Origin of the sequence: Cypionkella sp. TWP1-2-1b2, from assembly GCF_049896245.1 — a bacterium.
Classification (GTDB): Bacteria; Pseudomonadota; Alphaproteobacteria; order Rhodobacterales; family Rhodobacteraceae; genus Cypionkella.
Genome location: NZ_JAFCTX010000007.1, coordinates 45,361 through 64,148, shown reverse-complemented (window position 1 = coordinate 64,148; position 18,788 = coordinate 45,361). Strand labels below are relative to the sequence as shown.

20 protein-coding genes are annotated in these 18,788 nt (G+C 59.1%); 7 read left to right on the top strand and 13 right to left on the bottom strand.

What is annotated here, in order from left to right; translation table 11 throughout:
• Window positions 1-50 precede the first annotated feature (50 nt).
• Genes yidC through yihA form a run of 3 tightly spaced genes read left to right on the top strand, consistent with a single transcriptional unit; the run spans window position 51 to window position 3,252 of the window.
• Window positions 51-1,856 carry a membrane protein insertase YidC gene (yidC, locus tag ACP7AP_RS06290; protein ID WP_426033313.1) on the top strand — a complete coding sequence of 602 codons (1,806 nt, stop codon included), beginning with the start codon at window positions 51-53 and terminating at the stop codon, window positions 1,854-1,856.
• Window positions 1,853-2,599: an MOSC domain-containing protein gene (locus ACP7AP_RS06285; protein ID WP_426033311.1), complete on the top strand. Its 747-nt coding sequence runs from the start codon at window positions 1,853-1,855 to the stop codon at window positions 2,597-2,599. Before yidC ends, ACP7AP_RS06285 begins: the two co-directional genes overlap by 4 nt.
• Window positions 2,596-3,252 carry a ribosome biogenesis GTP-binding protein YihA/YsxC gene (gene yihA, locus ACP7AP_RS06280; RefSeq protein WP_426033309.1) on the top strand — a complete coding sequence of 219 codons (657 nt, stop codon included), beginning with the start codon at window positions 2,596-2,598 and terminating at the stop codon, window positions 3,250-3,252. Before ACP7AP_RS06285 ends, yihA begins: the two co-directional genes overlap by 4 nt.
• A gap of 51 nt (window positions 3,253-3,303) precedes the next feature.
• Here yihA and ACP7AP_RS06275 read toward each other — a convergent pair whose 3' ends face one another.
• Window positions 3,304-4,035, bottom strand: coding sequence for an SDR family NAD(P)-dependent oxidoreductase (locus tag ACP7AP_RS06275; RefSeq protein ID WP_426033307.1), 732 nt, complete (start codon window positions 4,033-4,035; stop codon window positions 3,304-3,306).
• A gap of 226 nt (window positions 4,036-4,261) precedes the next feature.
• Here ACP7AP_RS06275 and argB point away from each other — a divergent pair, with 226 nt between their 5' ends.
• From argB to ACP7AP_RS06255, 4 genes are all read left to right on the top strand, one after another.
• A complete protein-coding gene (gene argB, locus ACP7AP_RS06270) occupies window positions 4,262-5,140 on the top strand; it encodes an acetylglutamate kinase (RefSeq protein ID WP_156317474.1) in 879 nt (292 codons plus the stop codon).
• A 133-nt stretch (window positions 5,141-5,273) separates the two neighbouring features.
• Complete coding sequence (locus tag ACP7AP_RS06265; RefSeq protein WP_426033305.1) at window positions 5,274-6,062, top strand: sterol desaturase family protein; 789 nt, start codon at window positions 5,274-5,276, stop codon at window positions 6,060-6,062.
• Window positions 6,005-6,709, top strand: a complete 705-nt coding sequence (locus tag ACP7AP_RS06260) for a ferredoxin (RefSeq protein WP_426033303.1) — start codon at window positions 6,005-6,007, stop codon at window positions 6,707-6,709. The genes ACP7AP_RS06265 and ACP7AP_RS06260 overlap by 58 nt, the downstream gene beginning before the upstream one ends.
• Window positions 6,706-7,209, top strand: a complete 504-nt coding sequence (locus ACP7AP_RS06255; protein ID WP_426033301.1) for a SixA phosphatase family protein — start codon at window positions 6,706-6,708, stop codon at window positions 7,207-7,209. The genes ACP7AP_RS06260 and ACP7AP_RS06255 overlap by 4 nt, the downstream gene beginning before the upstream one ends.
• Before the next feature lie 230 nt (window positions 7,210-7,439).
• Here the strand turns inward: ACP7AP_RS06255 and ACP7AP_RS06250 are convergent, their stop codons facing one another.
• The 12 genes from ACP7AP_RS06250 to rplQ all read right to left on the bottom strand — a co-directional run bounded on the left by ACP7AP_RS06250 (window position 7,440) and on the right by rplQ (window position 18,696).
• Complete coding sequence (locus tag ACP7AP_RS06250; protein WP_426033299.1) at window positions 7,440-8,219, bottom strand: amino acid ABC transporter ATP-binding protein; 780 nt, start codon at window positions 8,217-8,219, stop codon at window positions 7,440-7,442.
• Between the two features lie 15 nt (window positions 8,220-8,234).
• Window positions 8,235-9,677 (bottom strand): amino acid ABC transporter permease, encoded by a 1,443-nt coding sequence (locus ACP7AP_RS06245; RefSeq protein WP_426033297.1) that lies wholly within the window; start codon window positions 9,675-9,677, stop codon window positions 8,235-8,237.
• A gap of 1 nt (window position 9,678) precedes the next feature.
• Window positions 9,679-10,941, bottom strand: coding sequence for an amino acid ABC transporter permease (locus ACP7AP_RS06240; protein WP_426033295.1), 1,263 nt, complete (start codon window positions 10,939-10,941; stop codon window positions 9,679-9,681).
• Window positions 10,942-11,085: 144 nt separating this feature from the next.
• Window positions 11,086-12,102: an amino acid ABC transporter substrate-binding protein gene (locus ACP7AP_RS06235; protein WP_426033462.1), complete on the bottom strand. Its 1,017-nt coding sequence runs from the start codon at window positions 12,100-12,102 to the stop codon at window positions 11,086-11,088.
• Window positions 12,103-12,333: 231 nt separating this feature from the next.
• Window positions 12,334-13,041: an ATP12 family chaperone protein gene (locus tag ACP7AP_RS06230; protein ID WP_426033293.1), complete on the bottom strand. Its 708-nt coding sequence runs from the start codon at window positions 13,039-13,041 to the stop codon at window positions 12,334-12,336.
• 13 nt (window positions 13,042-13,054) lie between these two features.
• Window positions 13,055-14,095 (bottom strand): RluA family pseudouridine synthase, encoded by a 1,041-nt coding sequence (locus ACP7AP_RS06225; protein ID WP_426033291.1) that lies wholly within the window; start codon window positions 14,093-14,095, stop codon window positions 13,055-13,057.
• The gene (gene crcB, locus ACP7AP_RS06220) at window positions 14,092-14,442 is read right to left on the bottom strand and encodes a fluoride efflux transporter CrcB (protein WP_426033289.1); all 351 of its coding nucleotides are present in this window, start codon (window positions 14,440-14,442) and stop codon (window positions 14,092-14,094) included. The genes ACP7AP_RS06225 and crcB overlap by 4 nt, the downstream gene beginning before the upstream one ends.
• Window positions 14,443-14,599: 157 nt before the next feature.
• Window positions 14,600-15,910, bottom strand: coding sequence for a replication-associated recombination protein A (locus ACP7AP_RS06215; protein WP_426033287.1), 1,311 nt, complete (start codon window positions 15,908-15,910; stop codon window positions 14,600-14,602).
• 151 nt (window positions 15,911-16,061) lie between these two features.
• Entirely contained in the window at window positions 16,062-16,538 is a 477-nt protein-coding gene (locus tag ACP7AP_RS06210; protein ID WP_426033285.1) for a hypothetical protein, read from the bottom strand.
• 240 nt (window positions 16,539-16,778) lie between these two features.
• On the bottom strand, window positions 16,779-17,369 hold the full coding sequence (locus tag ACP7AP_RS06205; protein WP_426033283.1) for an acyl-homoserine-lactone synthase: 591 nt from the start codon (window positions 17,367-17,369) through the stop codon (window positions 16,779-16,781).
• Between the two features lie 50 nt (window positions 17,370-17,419).
• A complete protein-coding gene (locus ACP7AP_RS06200; protein WP_426033461.1) occupies window positions 17,420-18,031 on the bottom strand; it encodes an autoinducer binding domain-containing protein in 612 nt (203 codons plus the stop codon).
• Between the two features lie 245 nt (window positions 18,032-18,276).
• Window positions 18,277-18,696, bottom strand: a complete 420-nt coding sequence (gene rplQ, locus ACP7AP_RS06195) for a 50S ribosomal protein L17 (protein WP_284326641.1) — start codon at window positions 18,694-18,696, stop codon at window positions 18,277-18,279.
• Between the last annotated feature and the right edge of the window lie 92 nt (window positions 18,697-18,788).

Here is an 18,788-nt window from a genome sequence, read left to right as displayed (position 1 = left end):
CCCTATCGTTGAACCACGCCTGACCCTGAACAGGAATGGTGCTTGTCCCGATGGACGATCAAAACAAGAATCTCATCCTCGCAACCGTGCTTAGCTTTCTGGTGATCCTTGGCTGGTTCGTCGCAGGCCCGATGCTTTTTCCGCAATGGTTTCCCGCTGAGACCCAAGCGCCGCTGACCCCGTTTGCCACCACGCCCGATGCCCCGGCCACTGCGGCCCCGGCAGGCAGCGTGGCCTCGACCGAGCCCTTGCCGGAAGCGCCGCGGCTGACCATTGATACCCCGAAACTGTCGGGCTCAATCTCGATGCTGGGCGGGCGGTTCGACGATCTGTCGCTGAAAACCTACCATGAGACGATCGAGCCAAATTCGCCCACCGTCAAACTGCTGTCGCCAGTCGGCCAAACCACGCCCTATTACGCGGTGTTCGGCTGGGCTCCGGGTGTCGGCTTGACCGCCGACGATGTGCCGGGGGCTGCGACCGAGTGGAAAATCGCCTCGGGTGGCACTTTGTCGGTTGGCCAGCCGGTGACCCTACAATGGGAAAACACCAAGGGTCTGAAGTTCCTGCGCACCATCGCGGTGGACGAGGATTTCATGTTCAGCGTGACGGATCAGGTGCAAAACACCGGAACGGCAGCGGCGAACCTGTATTCCTACGGTCAGATCGTCCGCCAGGGCCTGCCAAAATTGCAAAACATCTACGTGGTGCATGAAGGTCTGGTGCGCCGCAGCGATGGCAGTCTTGAAGAATTGAAATACTCGAAATTCGCCTCGATGACCCCGAATGAGCGCGAAGGTTATCCCGCCGAAGTGACCGAGGCCACCAAGGATGGTTGGATCGGCTTCACCGACCACTACTGGATGACAACTCTGGTCCCCGAACAAGGTAAACCTTATACGGCGGTGGCAAAATATCTGCCCGGATCGGACATCTATCAGGCCGAGGTGCGCCAGCCGCTGATGACGGTTGCCCCCGGTGCGACAATGGAAACCACCACCCGGATGTTCGCGGGTGCGAAAGAATGGGAAACCATCCGTGCTTATCAAGACAAGGCAGGTATCGCAGGCTTCATCGATTCGATCGACTGGGGCTGGTTCTATTTCCTGACCAAACCGATCTTCTTCGTGCTGCACTGGCTGCACGGCCTGATCGGCAACATGGGTCTTGCGATCATCGGCCTGACATTCATCTTGAAACTTTTGGTTCTGCCACTGGCCTATAAATCCTACGTCTCGATGGCGCGGATGAAGGAATTGCAGCCCGAATTGGAAGTGCTGAAAGAACGCGCCGGCGACGACAAGCAAAAGCTGCAAAAGGACATGATGGCGCTGTATAAAGAGCGCAAAGTGAACCCGGCGGCGGGTTGTTTGCCGATTTTCATCCAGATTCCGATCTTCTTCTCGCTGTACAAAGTGATCTTCGTCACGATTGAATTGCGGCAATCGCCGTTCTTTGGTTGGATACGCGACCTTTCCGCGCCCGACACCTCGTCGATCTACAACCTGTTCGGCGCTTTGCCTTGGGGTGCCCCCACGCCACACACTTTGCTGGCAACCATCTTCATCGGCGTGCTGCCGATCCTGCTGGGCGTCACGATGTGGCTGCAACAGAAACTTAACCCGGCCCCCGCCGATCCGGTGCAGCAACAACTGTTCGCTTGGATGCCGTTCGTGTTCATGTTCATGCTCGGCGGGTTCGCAAGCGGTCTGGTGATTTACTGGATCACCAACAACACCATCACCTTCACCCAGCAGTATCTCATCATGCGCAGCCATGGTCACAAACCGGACCTGTTCGGTAATATCAAATCGGGCTTTAGCAAGAAAAAGCCCGTCGAGGTCGCCAAGAAATGACCAAGCGGCTGGCGCAAATTTGCCGCCACCCGATCAAGGGACACGGACGCGAAGCCCTCGCGTCCGTTCGTCTTTTGGCGGGGGAGTGTCTGGCTTGGGATCGGCATTGGGCGGTGGCGCATGGGGCGGCGAAACTTGTACCCGGCTGGAATCGCTGCGTGAATTTCGCGCGTGGGGCAAAGGCTCCAGCGCTGATGGCGATCACCTCTCGCTTAGATGAGGCTACCGCCACTATTACCCTGAACCATCCAGAGCGCGGTGAGATCAGCTTTCGCCCGGATGATCCCGCCGATCTGCCTCGGTTTCTGGACTGGGTCACGCCGCTGAATCCACCTGATCGCGCGCAGCCCGTGGCGATTGTCACAGCGGGGCGCGGCATGACGGATACCGCCCTGCCCGCGCTGTCGATCCTGTCCACCGCCTCACTGGCAGATCTATCGGCGCGGATGGGGATAGAATTGTCGAGGGACCGCTGGCGTGGCAACCTCTGGCTCGACGGGGCCGAGCCTTGGGCCGAATTGGATTGGATCGGCAAACACTTAGCCATAGGCGACGCGGTGTTGCGGATTGAAGAACGCATAGAGCGGTGCAGCGCCACCACCGTTGATCCCGAAACCGGTCGCCCGAACGCGCCGACGCTGCAAGCGTTGAACCAGCATTTCGGCCATCAGGAATTCGGGCTTTATGGTGTGGTTGTGGAAAGCGGGCCGATTGCGGTCGGCGATGAATGGAGATTGGCATGACAAGCCTAGAGTTCACCTTGGCCCCCGAGCCGGAATTTCCCTCGCGTGAGGCCGGCCGCTTGCTGTTCGCAGGCCCGGTTGATTTCGTCAAAGGCGTGGTCGCAATGTCGGGTCTGCCCGAACCGGATCGGTTGGAGGTTTGCTTTGCGGGCCGCTCTAACGTCGGAAAATCAAGTCTGATCAACGCGCTGACGGGACGCAAAAACCTCGCCCGCGCCTCAAATACGCCGGGGCGGACGCAAGAGATCAACTATTTCGCCTTGGGCGAGATGAATCGTTTTCTGGTCGATTTGCCCGGCTATGGCTATGCCGAAGCGCCGAAGCCGGTTGTTGCGAAGTGGCAGGCGCTGCTGAAGGCCTATCTGGCCGGGCGGCAAACTTTGCGCAGGGCGTTTGTTTTGATCGACACCCGGCATGGCGTTAAAGCGGTGGATGAGGAGATTATGGATCTGCTCGACCGCTCGGCTGTGACATTTCAGGTGGTGATGACCAAGATGGACAAGGTCTCGGCGGCAGAGCGCGATGCCAACATCGAACAGGTCAAGGCGGCGCTGGCGAAACATGCTGCGGCTTACCCGGAATTGGTGGTGACCAGTTCGGAAAAAGGTGATGGCATTGAGACTTTGCGGGCGATCATCGCAACGCTGGTATAGGCAGGCGATTTATGCGCAGAAATCGTGCCGGAATTCGCGCGAATTCCGGTTTCAGACGTGCTGGCCACCGTTGATTTGAATTTCGGTGCCGGAGATGTAGCTCGACTGTTCGGAACACAGAAACCAGATCGCGTCGGCAACCTCTTTCGGCTGGCCTAAGCGGCGCATCGGCAACCGATCAACGATCTTGTCGGTGCCGGGCGACAGGATCGCGGTTTCCACCTCTCCGGGGGCTATCGCGTTCACCCGCACGCCGAGCGGGCCGAAATCATGCGCCATCTCGCGGGTCAGCGCCGCCAACGCCGCTTTGGACGTGGAATAAGCGGCACCCGCGAAGGGATGCACCCGGCTGCCTGCTATAGAAGTCACATTCACCACCGAGCCTTGCGCGGCCACCAGTTCGGCTTGCAGGCCGCGGGCGAGGATGACTGACGCGAAGAAGTTGACGTGGAAGACTTGGCCCCAGGTTCGCAAATCGGTCTGAAGCGTGTTCAGCCGCTTGCCGCCCTCACCCTTCGGTGAAATCCCCGCGTTGTTGACCAAAGCATGGAGTTTGCCGTTCAACTTGGCTTTGATTGTCTCCATCGCGGCGATGGTTTTGTTGGGGTCAGCCAGATCAATCTGGATGTGGTTTTCCTCGCCCCCCGGCCACGGGCAACGCGGATCGAAGGGGTGGCGCGAGCAAGTCAGCACCCGCCAGCCTTCGCCGCCGAAGCGTTTGACGGTGGCGTGGCCGATTCCGCGGCTTGCGCCTGTCAACACGAGGGTTTTCTGCTCGGACATCGTGGACTCCTGCTTTGCGCTCAAGCTACGGCATTGGGGGGCGAATGCAAGGGTGTCCGCGCGTGGCCATTTGCGCCGACTTAGCGATTTTAAGCACTTAGCAGGGGGTAATTTACCGAAAATTGACCTGTGGCCAGACACAAAACCTTTGCTTGGCAGGGGGGGCTAAAGGGGCTATCAGGCAAAAAATCCTGGAGTCTTCCCCATGCAAAAGCAGACCCTGACCATGAGTGATGCGATCAATACCGCGAAGATGCTGTCCGAGGCCCTGCCCTACCTGCAACGCTTTGAAGGCGCTGTGGTGGTGGTGAAATTTGGCGGCAATGCGATGGGCGACGATGCCGCGATGGCGGAATTCGCGCGTGACGTCGTGCTGATGCGGCAGGTGGGGGTGAACCCGGTGGTGGTGCATGGCGGCGGGCCGATGATCAACGAAATGCTGGCCAAGCTGGGTATCAAATCGGAATTCGTGCGCGGCAAACGGGTGACCGACAAAGCGACGGTGCAGGTCGTCGAGATGGTGCTGTCGGGTCTGGTCAACAAGCGCATCGTGCAGGCGATCATGGATGCAGGCGGGCGCGCGGTGGGGATTTCCGGCAAGGATGACGATTTGATGGTTTGCGTCGCCGATGACCCGGAATTGGGCTTTGTCGGCCGTCCGGTAGAGATGAACGTGCAGGTTTTGCGCGATTTGTACAACGCCGGGATCATCCCGGTGGTCGCGCCAGTGGCGACGGGAATGGCGGATAACGAGACGTTCAACGTCAATGGCGATACCGCTGCGGGCGCGATTGCCGGGGCGTTGCAGGCGGATCGTTTGCTGTTGTTGACCGATGTGCCGGGGGTGAAAAACGCCGCAGGCGAGGTGATGACGCAGATCACCCCGGAAGAAATCCGGCAGATGACGGCGGATGGGGTGATCTCGGGCGGGATGATCCCGAAAACCGAAACCGCGCTTGCGGCGATTGAGGCGGGGACGCGGGCGGTGACAATTCTCGACGGGCGGATTCCCAATGCCTGCCTTTTGGAACTGTTCACCGATCATGGCGCGGGCTCGCAAATCCGCTCTAGCACACCGCGCGTCAAGCCGCATGTGAAACGCTAAGGCTTTCATAATGGTTTAAATATTCCCGCCCGAGGCTTCTGATGCCAGCCAAAGGAGCCTCCGGCGGGAGTATTTCAAAAAGAGCAATTCGCTTTGGTCATCCGAGGAGCTAGATTGGCAGCTGGAGGATGCAATGAAATATGAAATTTTGCTGCGCTTGTCCGTGTTTTTGGGCCTGTTTGTGGTGTTTGCCGGGCTGGAGACTTTGGCGCCTAAGCGCAAGCGGGTGCTTGCGCGCGGGCGGCGCTGGTTTACCAATGTGTCGATGACGGTGTTGAATACGCTGGCTTTGCGGGCGCTGGCGATTGTGTTGCCATTTCTGGCGGTCGGCGCGGCGGTGGATGCGTGGTCGATGGGCTGGGGCATCTTGAACCGGGTGGTTTGGCCGTTGTGGGTTGAGGTGTTGTTCGCGCTGCTGGTTTTGGATTTTGCGATTTGGGCGCAGCATTGGTTGACCCATAAGGTGCCGTTGTTCTGGCGGTTTCACCGGATGCACCATGCCGACCGCGATATGGATGTGACCACGGCTTTGCGGTTTCATCCGGTGGAGATTTTGGCCTCTATGGTGTTAAAAATCGGGCTGACCTATGCTTTGGGGCCGCAAGCGGTGGCGGTGGTTTTGTTTGAAATTTTGTTGAACGGAACCGCATTGTTCAACCATGCCAATCTGCGGCTGCCTGTGTGGTTGGACGCACTGGTGCGGTTGGTTTTGGTGACGCCCGATATGCACCGCGTCCATCATTCGGTGGTGCGGTCCGAGCATGACAGCAATTTTGGCTTTGCTTTGTCGGTTTGGGACAGGATTTTTCGCACTTATCGGGCGCAACCTGCGGCGGGGCATCAGGACATGGTGGTGGGGCTGCAATGGCAAGACGAGAAACCGGCGCGATTGGGGTGGAGCCTGTGGCTGCCGTTTCGCTAAAGCAGATTGAGGCTTTGGCGGCGCAACATTTTTTGGCGGTGCTCGGTGGGTTTTGTTGTGAGGATGAGGTCGGGTTGCCTGCGGGCACACGCTCGGTTCTGCTGCTCGGGCCAGCCGAGCCGGGGTATTGGGCGCATGTGAAGGCGCAGCCGGAATGGTTGGAATATGCCGTTGCAGGCAAAGCTGATCCAATTGATCGCTGGTCACGGCGGGTGATTGGCGGGATGGCGTGCGATTTGGGCGCGAAGGCGCTGTTTCCGTTTGGTGGCGCGCCTTATCATCCGTTTTATCAATGGGCATTGCGGACCGGGCGGGTGTGGGACAGCCCGGTGCGGTTGCTGGTGCAGGCGGAACAGGGTTTGATGGTGTCGTTCCGCGGCGCGCTGGCGTTGAAGGAACGGGTGGAGGTTCCGGTTGCGGCCTCTCCCTGTGAGGGATGTGCGCGGCCTTGTCTGGATGCTTGTCCGGTGGGGGCGTTGGATGGGGCGGGATATGATGTGCCCGGGTGCCGCGCGTATCTGAGCGGGGCAAGCGGTGGGGACTGTATGAATTTCGGTTGCGCTGTGAGACGGGCTTGCCCGGTGTCGCAAGGCTATGCAAGACTGGTGGAACACTCGGCTTATCACATGGGAACATTCCACACATGAAACGCCTTATTTTGACCCGCCACGCCAAATCTGCTTGGGACGATCCACTTAGCCCGGACCACGACCGACCTTTGAATGACCGGGGCCGCGCGGCTGCGGCGGATCTGGGGCAGTGGCTGGCCTCACGCGGGTATGTGCCACAGAAGGTTTTGTGTTCTGATGCGGTCAGGACTCGGCAGACCTGGTCGGGGATTGCGCCTGCGTTGCCGGCAACTCCGTTGATGGAGTTGAAACCGGCTTTGTATCATGCCGGGGTGGATGTGATGCTGGCGGTGTTGCGGCATGCGCAGGCGAATGTGGTGATGATGATCGGGCATAATCCGGGAATTGCCGAGTTTGCCGAGAAATTGGTGGTGACAGCGCCGCTGAATTCGGAATTTGCGCGCTATCCAACGGGGGCGACTTTGGTGGTCGATTTCGCGGTGGAGGCCTGGGATCAGGTTGGATTTGGGCAGGGGGTGACGGTGGATTTTGTCATTCCGCGTGAGATGGTGGTTTGATCTGACACAAGCGCAGTCGGCTGCCAAATAATCTTCCCAGCGGGGAATGGCTTGTGGTTTATGTCGATTTTAGAATGATTTTCCACAATATATTGTGGTTATATCAGCTTTTTGTTGCGCTAGCGTGAAATTTTCATCACATCCCAGCCCGTCGGGATGGCTTCGCATCATAGCAGTCTTTATAAAAAGGCGCCCATAACAGGGGCGCCTTTTCATTTTTGATTGGGAGTTCAGTGCCCTAGAATCTGCGACAGGAACAGTTTGGTGCGGTCCGATTGCGGGTTGTTGAAGAACTCGCGTGGCTCGTTTTGCTCGACGATCTGGCCTTGGTCCATGAAGATCACCCGGTTGGCAACGGCTTGCGCGAAGCCCATTTCGTGGGTGACGCAGAGCATGGTCATGCCTTCTTCGGCCAGCGAAATCATGGTGTCGAGCACCTCTTTGATCATCTCGGGGTCAAGGGCCGAGGTCGGCTCGTCGAACAGCATGATGCGGGGTTTCATGCAGAGCGAACGTGCGATGGCGACGCGCTGTTGTTGGCCGCCGGAAAGCTGGCCGGGGTATTTATGCGCCTGCTCGGGAATTTTCACCTTTTGCAGGAAATACATCGCGGTTTCTTCGGCCTCGCGCTTGGGCACCTTGCGGACCCAGATTGGGGCCAGAGTCAGGTTTTCGAGGATCGTCAGATGCGGGAACAGGTTGAAGTGCTGGAACACCATGCCAACTTCCGAGCGCACCTTGTCGATGTTCTTGAGGTCTGAGGTGAGTTCAGTGCCGTCGACGATGATCTGGCCCTGCTGGTGTTCTTCCAGCCGGTTGATGCAGCGGATCAGGGTGGATTTGCCGGAACCTGAGGGGCCGCAGATCACGATACGTTCGCCCTTGTTGACGGTCATGTTGATGTCGCGCAAGACGTGGAAAGTGCCGTACCACTTGTTCATATTGGTGATCTGGATTGCGACCTCATCCGAGACTTGCATTTTGCTGCGGTCGATTGCGTGTTCTGCCATGATGTAAGTCCCTTATTAACGGTGATCAGTCTTCAGCTTGTTCTCCAGATACATCGAGTATCGGGACATGCCGAAGCAGACGATAAAGAAGATGCCGCCGACGAAGATGTAAGGCTCCCAGTAGATGCCCTTCCACGCGATGTCGGCGCGCACGATGGTGGTGATGCCGCGGAGCGGATCGGCGAGGCCGACGAAGGACACGAGGGTGGTGTCTTTGAACAGGCCGATGAAGGTTGACACAATGCCGGGGATCGAGATTTTCAGCGCTTGCGGCATGATGATCAGCCGTTGCGCTTGCCAGTAATCCAGACCCAAAGCGTCGGCAGCCTCATACTGGCCGCGTGGCAGGGCGGCGAGGCCCCCGCGCACCACTTCGGCATTATAGGCGGCCGAGAAGATGGTGACGAGGATGACGACGCGCAGGATCAGGTCGAACTTGGTTTGCGGCGGCAGGAAATATTGCAGCAGTAGCGAGGCGGTGAACAGCATGGTGATCAACGGCACGCCGCGGACAAACTCGATAAAACCGACGGACAGGGTTTTGACGAGGAACATATCCGAGCGGCGGCCCAACGCGAGCAGGATGCCGAGGGGCAGCGAGATCGAGATCGAGGCCACGCCGATGACAAAGGCCAGCAGGAAGCCGCCGAATTTGTCCGAGTTGACGTAGGTCAGCTCAAACGGTAGCAGGGCTTGCCATGCCTCGGAGACATAGGATTGCAGGAACAACCACCAAAGGCAGGCGGCGATGAAGCCTGCGCTTGCACCCATGACCGGGCCCAGTTTCGGTGCGACGATGCTATAAACCACGGCCAAAACCATGAAGCCGATCAGCGCCACGATGGGCCCCCAGACCGAGCCGCCCCACAAAAGCCAAAGCGCGACGAATGGGAACAGCAGGGTGACGATCAGTAGCGCGCGGGGTTTGATCGCAGCGATGGCGGTGAGGGCTGCCATCAAAGCGGTGGCGAGGATGGTGGTGAAGGTAAGCCCTTGGGCACCGAGCAGGCAAAGCGCCATCAGGGCCGTGACCACACCGCAGAGTTTGGCCATCGCACTTTTGTTGTCGGCATAAAGCACGGGGGCGAGGGCTGTGAACATCAAAGCAAAGGTCAGGATTGGCCGCCACCACAGGCTTGGCGGGTAGAAGCCGAAGATGAACTGCGACCAACGCTCGCGGATCATCGCCCAGCAAGCCCCCGAAGCGTCGGGGCCTGCGCTTGCGGCGACGATTTTGCGGCAATCGGCCATCGAGTTGGCGTTGCTCCACACCCCGTTTGCCAGCCATGGCCATGACAAAGCAATCAGTTGATAGAGGGTCCAGATCGCCAGCAGCGTCAGGATGGTGTTGAACGGGCCGGAGAGAAGGTTCTCACGCACCCAGCGGATCGCGCCGCTTTGCGAGGCTGGCGGAGCCTGCGGGGCGAGCATGTCGCGGCGGATATACAGGAGGGACATCTTAACGCTCCTTCAGTTTGACAGAGGCGTTATAGGCGTTCATCACCGCAGAAATGATCAGGCTGATGATCAAATAGATCAGCATCATCAGGGTCATACATTCCAACTCGCGCCCGGTTTGGTTCAGGGTGATGCCGCCCAGAGTGCCGCGCAAATCAAGGTAGCTGACGGCGATGCCCAGCGAGGTATCCTTGGTCAGCGACAGATATTGCGAAATCAGCGGTGGGATAATAACGCGCAGGGCTTGCGGCAGGATCACCAGATTCATCGTGCGGTTAGGACGCAGCCCAAGCGCATAGGCGGCCTCGGATTGACCCCGGCTGACGGATTGGATGCCGGCGCGGACGGTTTCGGCGATGACCGAGGCGTAGTAAAGGGTAAGGGCGATGGTGAGGGCGGTGAAGGAATGGGCGATGTTGATGCCGCCCTTGAAGTTGAAGCCCTTGAACACCGGATATTCCCAATGCAGGCCCATCGCGAACAGCAGGGCCACGACGGGCACGAACAGGATCAGCACCGATTTCCACCAGATGGTGGGGCGGATGCCGGTGGCCTCCTGGGTGATCTTGGTGCGGCGGCGCAGCAGGATGTTGGCGTAGATTGAGGCGGCAATTACGGCGATCACCGCGATCAACGACAGGCTGATCGGCATGAAGCCAATGTGCAGGGTGGGCAGCGGATTGGTCAGCAGCGGTGCGGGCACGTTGGTGCCGCGGTTGGTGACGGCAATGGTGTCGAAGAAATTCATATGTGCGGCAGAGACTTGGCCTTCGACGATTTTGAAGGCTTTCGGCTCGGGCCGGGTTTCCGAGAACACCACGTAGACGAGGATGATCCACAAAAGCAGGGGGATGTTGCGGAAGATCTCGATATAAACGGTCATCAGGCGGGCGACGAGCCAGTTTTTCGACAACCGCAGCACGCCGATGATCACGCCGAGCACGGTGGACAGGATGCAGCCGACGAGGGCGACGACGAGCGTATTACCCAAGCCCACCAGCAAAGCGCGGAAATGGCTATCATCATTGGTGTAGGGGATCAGGTGTTGGTCAATGTCGTAGCCTGCGCGGTTCCACAGGAAGCCAAAGTTGATGTCTTTGTCCTTGGCGGCAAGGTTCTCGATCGTGTTGTTGGCCAGCCACGCAACACCCATCAGGAACAAGATCAACACGATGATCTGGATGGTGTAGCTGCGGTAGCGGGTGTCGTATATCAGCATGCCCAACCGAAAGTTTGCTTTCGGTGGCTCGGTCACGAGCGTCATATGTATTCCCCCTGCCCTACCGCTGCCGGACTTTTGCCGGTCGTTTGGGGTGGTCCCCTGCGGTCAGGTGATGTGCCGGATCAAGATGAAGTGATCTTGGTTAACAGTAGGGCGCGGTTTTCACCGCGCCCTGTTGATTGGATATTACCGGAACGGCGGAGCGTATTGCAGACCACCTTGGGTCCAGAGCGCGTTCAGGCCGCGTGCCAGACCGATCGGAGTAGAGGTGCCGATGTTGGTTTCAAAGATCTCGCCATAATTGCCGGAAGCGGCGATCGCGCGTTTGGCCCATTCTTTATCAAGCCCCATCATCGCGCCCATGTCGCCTTCAAGACCAAGCAAACGCTTGACTTCCGGGTCGGTCGTTGAGGTGCCAACGGTGTCGATATTGGCCTTGGTGATGCCCTTTTCTTCAGCTTCAAGCAGCGCGAAATAGGTCCAACGGACGATATCGCCCCAGTTGTTGTCGCCATGACGCACGACCGGGCCGAGCGGCTCTTTCGAAATGATTTCCGGCAGGATGATGTGGTCAGCCGGGTTTGCCAGCGAAGCGCGCGACGCAGCAAGGCCAGACGCGTCGGTGGTGTAGGCATCGCAAGCACCGGCATCATATTGACGCAGCGCTTCCGAGTCGTCACCAACGGTGACCGGGGTGTAGCTGATGTTGTTCGACTTGAAGAAGTCAGCCAAGTTCAGCTCGGTCGTGGTGCCGGTCTGGATACAGACGGTCGCGCCATCAAGTTCTTTGGCGGACGAAACGCCCAGCTCTTTTTTCACCATGAAGCCTTGGCCGTCATAGTAGTTCACCGCGACGAAATCGAACTTGAGGTCGGTATCGCGCGAGAAGGTCCAGGTGGAGTTACGGATCAGCACATCAACTTCGCCGGAAGCCAGTGCGGTGAAGCGAGTCTCGCCGGTGGTGGGGACGTATTTGACTTTCGACGCGTCGCCGAGAACGGCGGCGGCGATGGCTTTGCACAGATCAACGTCGAAGCCTTTGTAAGCGCCGGTTGCATCCGGTGCGCCAAAGCCGGTCAGACCGACGTTCGCGCCGCAGATCAGCTCGCCACGGGCTTTCACGTCATCCAGCGTGCCGGCAAATGCCGAGCCTGCCAGGACGGTGGTGGCCGCGAGTGCGCCGAAGAATACGGATTTTTTCATTCTTACCTCTTGCTGTTTCCGCCCGTTTTTCGGGCGAAGGTTATATGTCCCGCATGTTATACGGGTACGCTCCCCATGACGAACTGCGTCGTCAGTGTCGGTCATACTTGGCATAGCTGTGCAATCGGTCAAGCAAAACTGCCAATATAACGGATTTTACCGCTATCATAACGCTTTGGGGCAGTCAGACAGACAGAATGTGCAAAGAAGCGGCAAGATGGGAGAAGATTGTTACCCGCACAATGCGAAGAATCGTGCCGCTTCGGCCAGTGCCTGCCGTTTAAGCGATTCTAACGCGGCCGCATCTTCGTCGATGCCCCAGAGTTCGTTCTGCCATGTCTCGTCGATTCGGCTTAAACGCCATGCCTCGTCGAGCGAAAGCCTGCCTCGGGTGACGGCGAGCGCGAGGATCAAGGAGCCAGAGATGGCGATCAGATCATGCACAGCGGCGAGTTGAAACGGAGTGAAGGCATGGACATGGGCTGTCAACTTGGCGACCGAGGTTTCTGGTTGGCGGATGTGCATCACGCCAGAGGTGGCGATCAGAGGGGCGCGCAGGGCGGCGGCGGACCAAGCCAGCAGCGGATTCCATGCGTCGGCTTGGCGGTCGATCAATTCTTGCGGGCCAGTGGCGCGGTAGCACAAAAGATCGGTTTCGCCGTAGCGGGCGAGGTCATGCGCCACGGCGGCAAATTGGATCGCCACATTGTCGATGGCAGAATTGGCCGCGCGTGTGGCGGGCATAGTTTCAGGTTTGACGCGGCCTTGTTGGGCGTCCCACTCGGCGGCGATCACCTCGGCCATCGCCATGGTGGGCAGAACCAGCAGACGCTTGGCCGGGGTTTTCACCGCCCGGCCATCAAGGGTTACGGTGAAACCGCCGTCGCAGGCGCTAGCCTCGGCTTGTTTCCAAAAGCGTTTCGCTGTCCACGCACTCAATTATCGGCCCCGCCTATTCAAAGCCCGAAAACGGATCGGCGGGCACTTGGTTTTCGCCCCAATCGAGGGTTTTCCAAGTGCGGGCCATGTGTTCCGGCAGGGGCGCGGTGAAGGTCATCATTTTCTTCAGGATCGGGTGTTCGATGGTCAGCATGCGGGCGTGCAGGTGCAGCTTGCGAGAGATGTCACCGCCGATGCTGGCCCCCCAACCGTCACCCATATTCTCGGTTCCCGTCGGGCCATATTTGCTGTCGCCCAAGATCGGATGGCCCATTTCGGCCATGTGCGCACGCAGCTGGTGGGTGCGTCCGGTGACAGGTTCCAGCGCCATCCACGACAGGCGACTTCCCAAGAACCACAGGGTGAAATAATCGGTCTGCGCGCGTTTGGCATCGGGGTGTTCGGCCATTTTGGCGGGATGGATGCAGATCATCTTCTCGTCGCCATACTTGCCGCCGCCGGATTTTTGCAGGCCGTATTTGATCGAGCCTTGCCGGGGATGCGGCACACCTGCGACGGCGGCCCAGTAGATTTTGCGGGTGAGGCGGTGGCGCAGGGCTTCGGACAGCGCACGCGCAACGCGGTCGGTGCGGGCCAGCATCAACAGGCCGGAGGTGTCTTTATCGAGGCGGTGGACCAGTTTCGGGCGCTCTTTATAGCCGAATTTCAGCGCTTCGGTCAGGCCATCAACGTGGCGGTCGCCTTGGCCGGAGCCGCCTTGGCTGGGCAGGCCAGGGGGTTTGTTGAGGATGATGATATGCTCATCCTTCCACAGCACGGCGTTCTGGATCATCTTTTCGTCCGCCGCCGAATAGCTGCCTGCGCGGCGGGCAACCGGGGCTGCGGCATCCGGCAAGGGCGGGATGCGGATGGTCTGGCCGGGGCTGACGTGATCGGACGCCTTGGCGCGTGCGCTATCGACGCGGACTTGTCCGGTGCGGCACATCTTTTCGACATGGCCTTGGGTGACTTGGGGAAAACGGCGCTTGAACCAGCGGTCAAGGCGCTGCTCGCCTTCATCTTCGGTGACGGTGATCAGTTGAACGTCGCTCATGCGAGGGCTCCACGGGCTAGGGCTGCGCCAAGGGCGACGGCTATGAGAGAGAGGGTGACGGAGGCCAGCGTATAGGCTGCGGCCTGCGGGATTTGGCCGGATTGCCAGAGTTTTAATGTGTCTAGGCTAAAGGCGGAGAAGGTGGTGAAGCCGCCGAGCACGCCTGTCATCAAGAGGGGGGACAGGTTTGAGCGGCTGAGGGTGACAAAGCAGATGCCCATGACAAAGCTGCCCGCGATGTTGACGAGGGCGGTGGCCCAGGGTGCGCCGAGGGTCGAGATGCACAAGTGGCGCAAAACCGAGCCAATGGCGCCGCCGAGGGCGACTTGGGAGAGCGTGTAGAACATGGGTTTTCATTGGGCGCAGGCGGGGGATTTGTCAACTGCCGCTCAGCGCTTGCTGGCGCGCGCTTTTCGCTGGCGCGGGGGGGCAGAGGTTTGACAGGGCTGTTTGATGGCAGGGCTGGGTCGCTCCGCGGGGGATATTTAGGCCAATGTAAAACGGCTAGTCGGTGTTTCTTTTGGCGCGGAGTTTGACGAAATAGTCGATGCGTTTTTTCAGTTCACGCTCGAAGCCGCGCTCGGGTGGGGTGTAGTAGATCGGGCGTTTCATATCGTCGGGGAAGTAGTTTTGGCCCGAGAAGCTATCTTCGGCATCGTGGTCATAGGCATAGCCCGCACCGTAGCCGATGTCTTTCATCAGCTTGGTGGGGGCGTTTCTTATATGCAGGGGGGGCGGCTGGCTTCCCGTTTCGCGGGCACTGGCGCGGGCGGCTTTGTAGGCTACGTAGACCGCGTTGGATTTGGGGGCGAGGGCGAGGTAGACGAGGGCTTGCGCGAGGGCCAGTTCGCCTTCGGGGGAGCCTAAGCGCTCATAGGTGTTCCACGACTCCAAGCAGATTTGCTGGGCTTGCGGGTCGGCCAAGCCTACGTCTTCGACCGCCATGCGGGTGATGCGGCGGGCGAGAAAGCGCGGGTCTTCGCCGCCTTCGAGCATGCGCGCGAACCAGTAGAGCGCCGCGTCGGGATCTGATCCGCGCACCGATTTGTGCAGGGCGGAGATCAGGTTGTAATGCTCCTCGCCTGATTTGTCGTATTTGCTTGCGCGGCGCATCAGGCGGGTGGAAAGCTGGTCGCGGGTCAGCGGTTTGTCGAGCTTCCACGCGGCGACTTGCTCGATCAGGTTCAACAGAGCGCGGCCATCGCCGTCGGCCATCTCGATGATCGCTTCGCGGGCGTCTCCCCTCAGCGGCAGTGCGCGGTTGAGGTCTTTTTCCGCGCGTTGGGCGAGCAGTTCGAGGTCGATCAGGTTGAGGCGTTCGAGGATGATGACTTGGGCGCGGGAGAGCAGAGCGGCATTGAGCTCGAAGCTGGGGTTTTCGGTGGTGGCCCCGACCAGCAGGATAGTGCCGTCCTCCATATAAGGCAGGAAGCCGTCTTGCTGGGCTTTGTTGAAGCGATGGATTTCATCGACAAATAGCAGCGTGCCTTGGCCGTTTTGGCGGCGAATTTTAGCAGATTCGAACATTTTGCGTAGGTCCGGCACGCCGGTAAAGATGGCCGAGATTTGCACGAAGGCGAGGTCGGACGCATGTGCAAGAAGCCTCGCGATGGTGGTTTTACCAACGCCCGGTGGGCCCCAGAGGATCAGCGAGGATAGGCTGTGGGCGGCGATCATTGCACCCAGCGGGCCATCGGGGCCGAGGACGTGGGATTGACCGATCACCTCGGACAGATTGCGCGGACGCAGGCGGTCCGCCAAGGGGCGCGGGGCCTCTGGCACGGGTTTTCCGGGGGTGTCGAAAAGGTCTGACATGTGGGGAGTTTAGCCGGGCTGGTGGGGCGGGGGAAGGCGGATTGCGCCTTAGCGGGGTGGGGGCAAGAGAACCGTGCCAGCGGCAGAAATTGCTCAAAAAACCAGCGTATTTGGAGAACCGTCGTTTTGAGCCCCTTTGCGGGCGGATACACTATCTGAGAAATTGAATAAGGCGATGGTCTTGCAGGAGTGCTGCATCATACATCGCAAATACCGAGCTGGCGAATGGGGTGGAGATCACGTCGTTTCTGTCGGTCATGATTTTGGCTAGACCGCCGGATGAGGCAGGACGGCTCTCGGAATCGATGACCATCACGCCGGGGCCATTTTCGCCCTCAAATTGGATAAGTGCTACTGCACAGCGATTTTCTGCAGCCTCATCTTCCCCCCAAGGACCGACTATCAGATCAAAATTCGCTGGATGCGTGGCAAGTGAGGCACCAGGCGTCCAATGCATGAAGTATGCAGCTAATGTGCCAGCCTGCTTTAAGTGCAAATATCCCCAGACCTTGCGACTCATGCAGCCACAGCAGTCACAGGTCGAAACGTTCTCACCGTCGGGCTCTGCTCTAAGATCGTTTGACTGAACAGAAAGGTGGTCGAAATACAGACGTTCTTGGCTGTTCATATGCCTCACTTGAAACGAACCTTATGGGAGCAAGCTTGAGTTAACGCCTCAGAATCTATCTCAACAGGCTACTTTGTAAAGGCGCTGAACGCATCGTCCGCATAGCTGACCTGCGCCGCCGCCACGAGTCATCATATCCCGCCCTACCGGGGTAGTTCCGTCGCCGCTTCCGCCTGCCCTGCCGCTTGGCGGTGGAGGTCTGCGGGCGGCCCTGCTCCCCATGGGCCGCCGCAGGTTCGTTCAGTGTTTGGTCAGGCTGAAATCCATCTCGACCACCTGGTTGTCGATGGCGTCGATTTCCATCACCGGGCCCATCGCCTTCATCTTGACGCCGACGCGGTCGGCCCAGCGGGGCCAAGTCGCGGCGAGCAGGGTCAGGCAATGGGTGGCACCGAGGCTGCGCACGGTGTCGCCGAGTTGCGCGATCAACTGGGCATGGACGCGGCGGCGGATGGAGGAGGGCACGTCATGGGCGACGAACAGGCGGCTCGATTCCCAGATGTGATCGCCGACCGGGGCCTCATTGGTCAAAAGGTTGGCCGGAATGGTGTCCAGCAGACCGCGCTGCGCGTCGCGGATCATGTAGGTATAGATGCCGCATTTCGCGGTGGTGGGGGTCAGGCGGTTGCCCGCCAGAACCCGGCCCTGATCGTCATGCACGACCACCCAGCGGCTGGCCGGGGTGTCGTATTGATCGTATTCCATCCCCAAAGCCTCGGGCAGATCCCATTTGTTATGGACGATGAATAACTCACGCCGCGCGCGAAGCATATTCGCGAACAGCTCTCCATGATTGTGGAGGTTGGCAAAAGACAGTGTGGTGGTGAGCATTTTGGTCTCCGTTATGTTCAGATGGCAGTCGGAACATCGCGGAGGGGTTTTCAGATCAGCCGGTAATCCTTTGCGCGCTGAATGGCCTCGGCTGTGGTGCGCGCCATCAGGCGCACGCGCGCCGATGTGATGCGCGCTTTGAGCGCACTTTCTGAAATACCCAGTTTCGCCGCAGCGGCAGTAAACCGGTCCCCCCCAGCGATACAGCGCAGAGCCTCGATCTGAGCCTTGGTCAGCTCTTCGGGGGGCTCTGTCACGTCATGCAGCCGGTGCACGATGGTCGCAATGGCTGCAATTTCATGGTCCTCAAATTCGCGGTCAGCCCGCGCAAACGAGGCAATGGATCGGGATTTGACCGGGCCACAGGCAACTGTGGCGCCATAGTTCAGGCCGTATCTGGCGGCCTCATTGAACAGGCCAAACGGGTCTGGCAGGGCACTATCGCTCCAACGGATGGTTCCGGTGGCACTGAAGCCCCAGGCTACCATCGGATCGCGCAGGACGTAGCCTTTTTCGGTGTAGTAGTCGAGCCAGCGCTGGTCATAGGTCTGGAAGGTGAACAACGGCGCTGTGAAACGGATATGGAGGCCGACAAAGTAGCCCGCCGGGGCCATAAGCGAAAGTTGGTGTAACTCGACATCTATACCTAGCTTTACTGACATGTTTTTTTCGATCTCTCGATTCAATTACAACTTTAGGCAGTTCGGAGGGTGGCTACTATACTCGGATCAGCAACATGCTATTTCTATTTTAACATCAATCAGCAGAATGGTTGCGAAGGGCAGCAATGTTTGAAAATTCGCCTTCGCCCTTGCGGTTAACCCAACGTCAACCCGCACGATGGCGTTTGATAGATATGAAAAAACCCGCCGATTAGGGCGGGTTCTCAAGGCGATCTGCGAAGGGCTTACGCCTCAAACGCATCCTCGGCGGCGGTGCGGGCGTGGTCGGCGGCACCTTTCGCGTTCGGGTCACGGTCGACGAATTCGATGATCGCCATCGGCGCCATGTCGCCGTAACGGAAGCCAGCTTTCAGCACGCGGACGTAGCCGCCCTGACGATCCTGGTAACGCGGCCCGAGGATTTCGAACAGGCGCGCGGTGTGGATGTCTTGCTTCAGCTGCGAATGCGCCTGACGGCGGGCGTGCAGATCGCCGCGCTTGGCAAGGGTGATCAGCTTTTCGATGATCGGGCGCAGTTCTTTGGCTTTCGGCAGGGTAGTTTTGATCTGCTCGTGCTCGATCAAAGACCCGGCCATGTTGGCGAACATCGCTTTGCGGTGTTCGTGGGTGCGGTTTAGCTTGCGGTAACCTGAGGCGTGACGCATGGGAATCTCCTATTCGCGTGTTTTACTTTGTCCGGCAGGGCCTACGATTGGTCCCGCTCACCTTGGGGCTTATGCCCGGTTGTTCCCCGCTA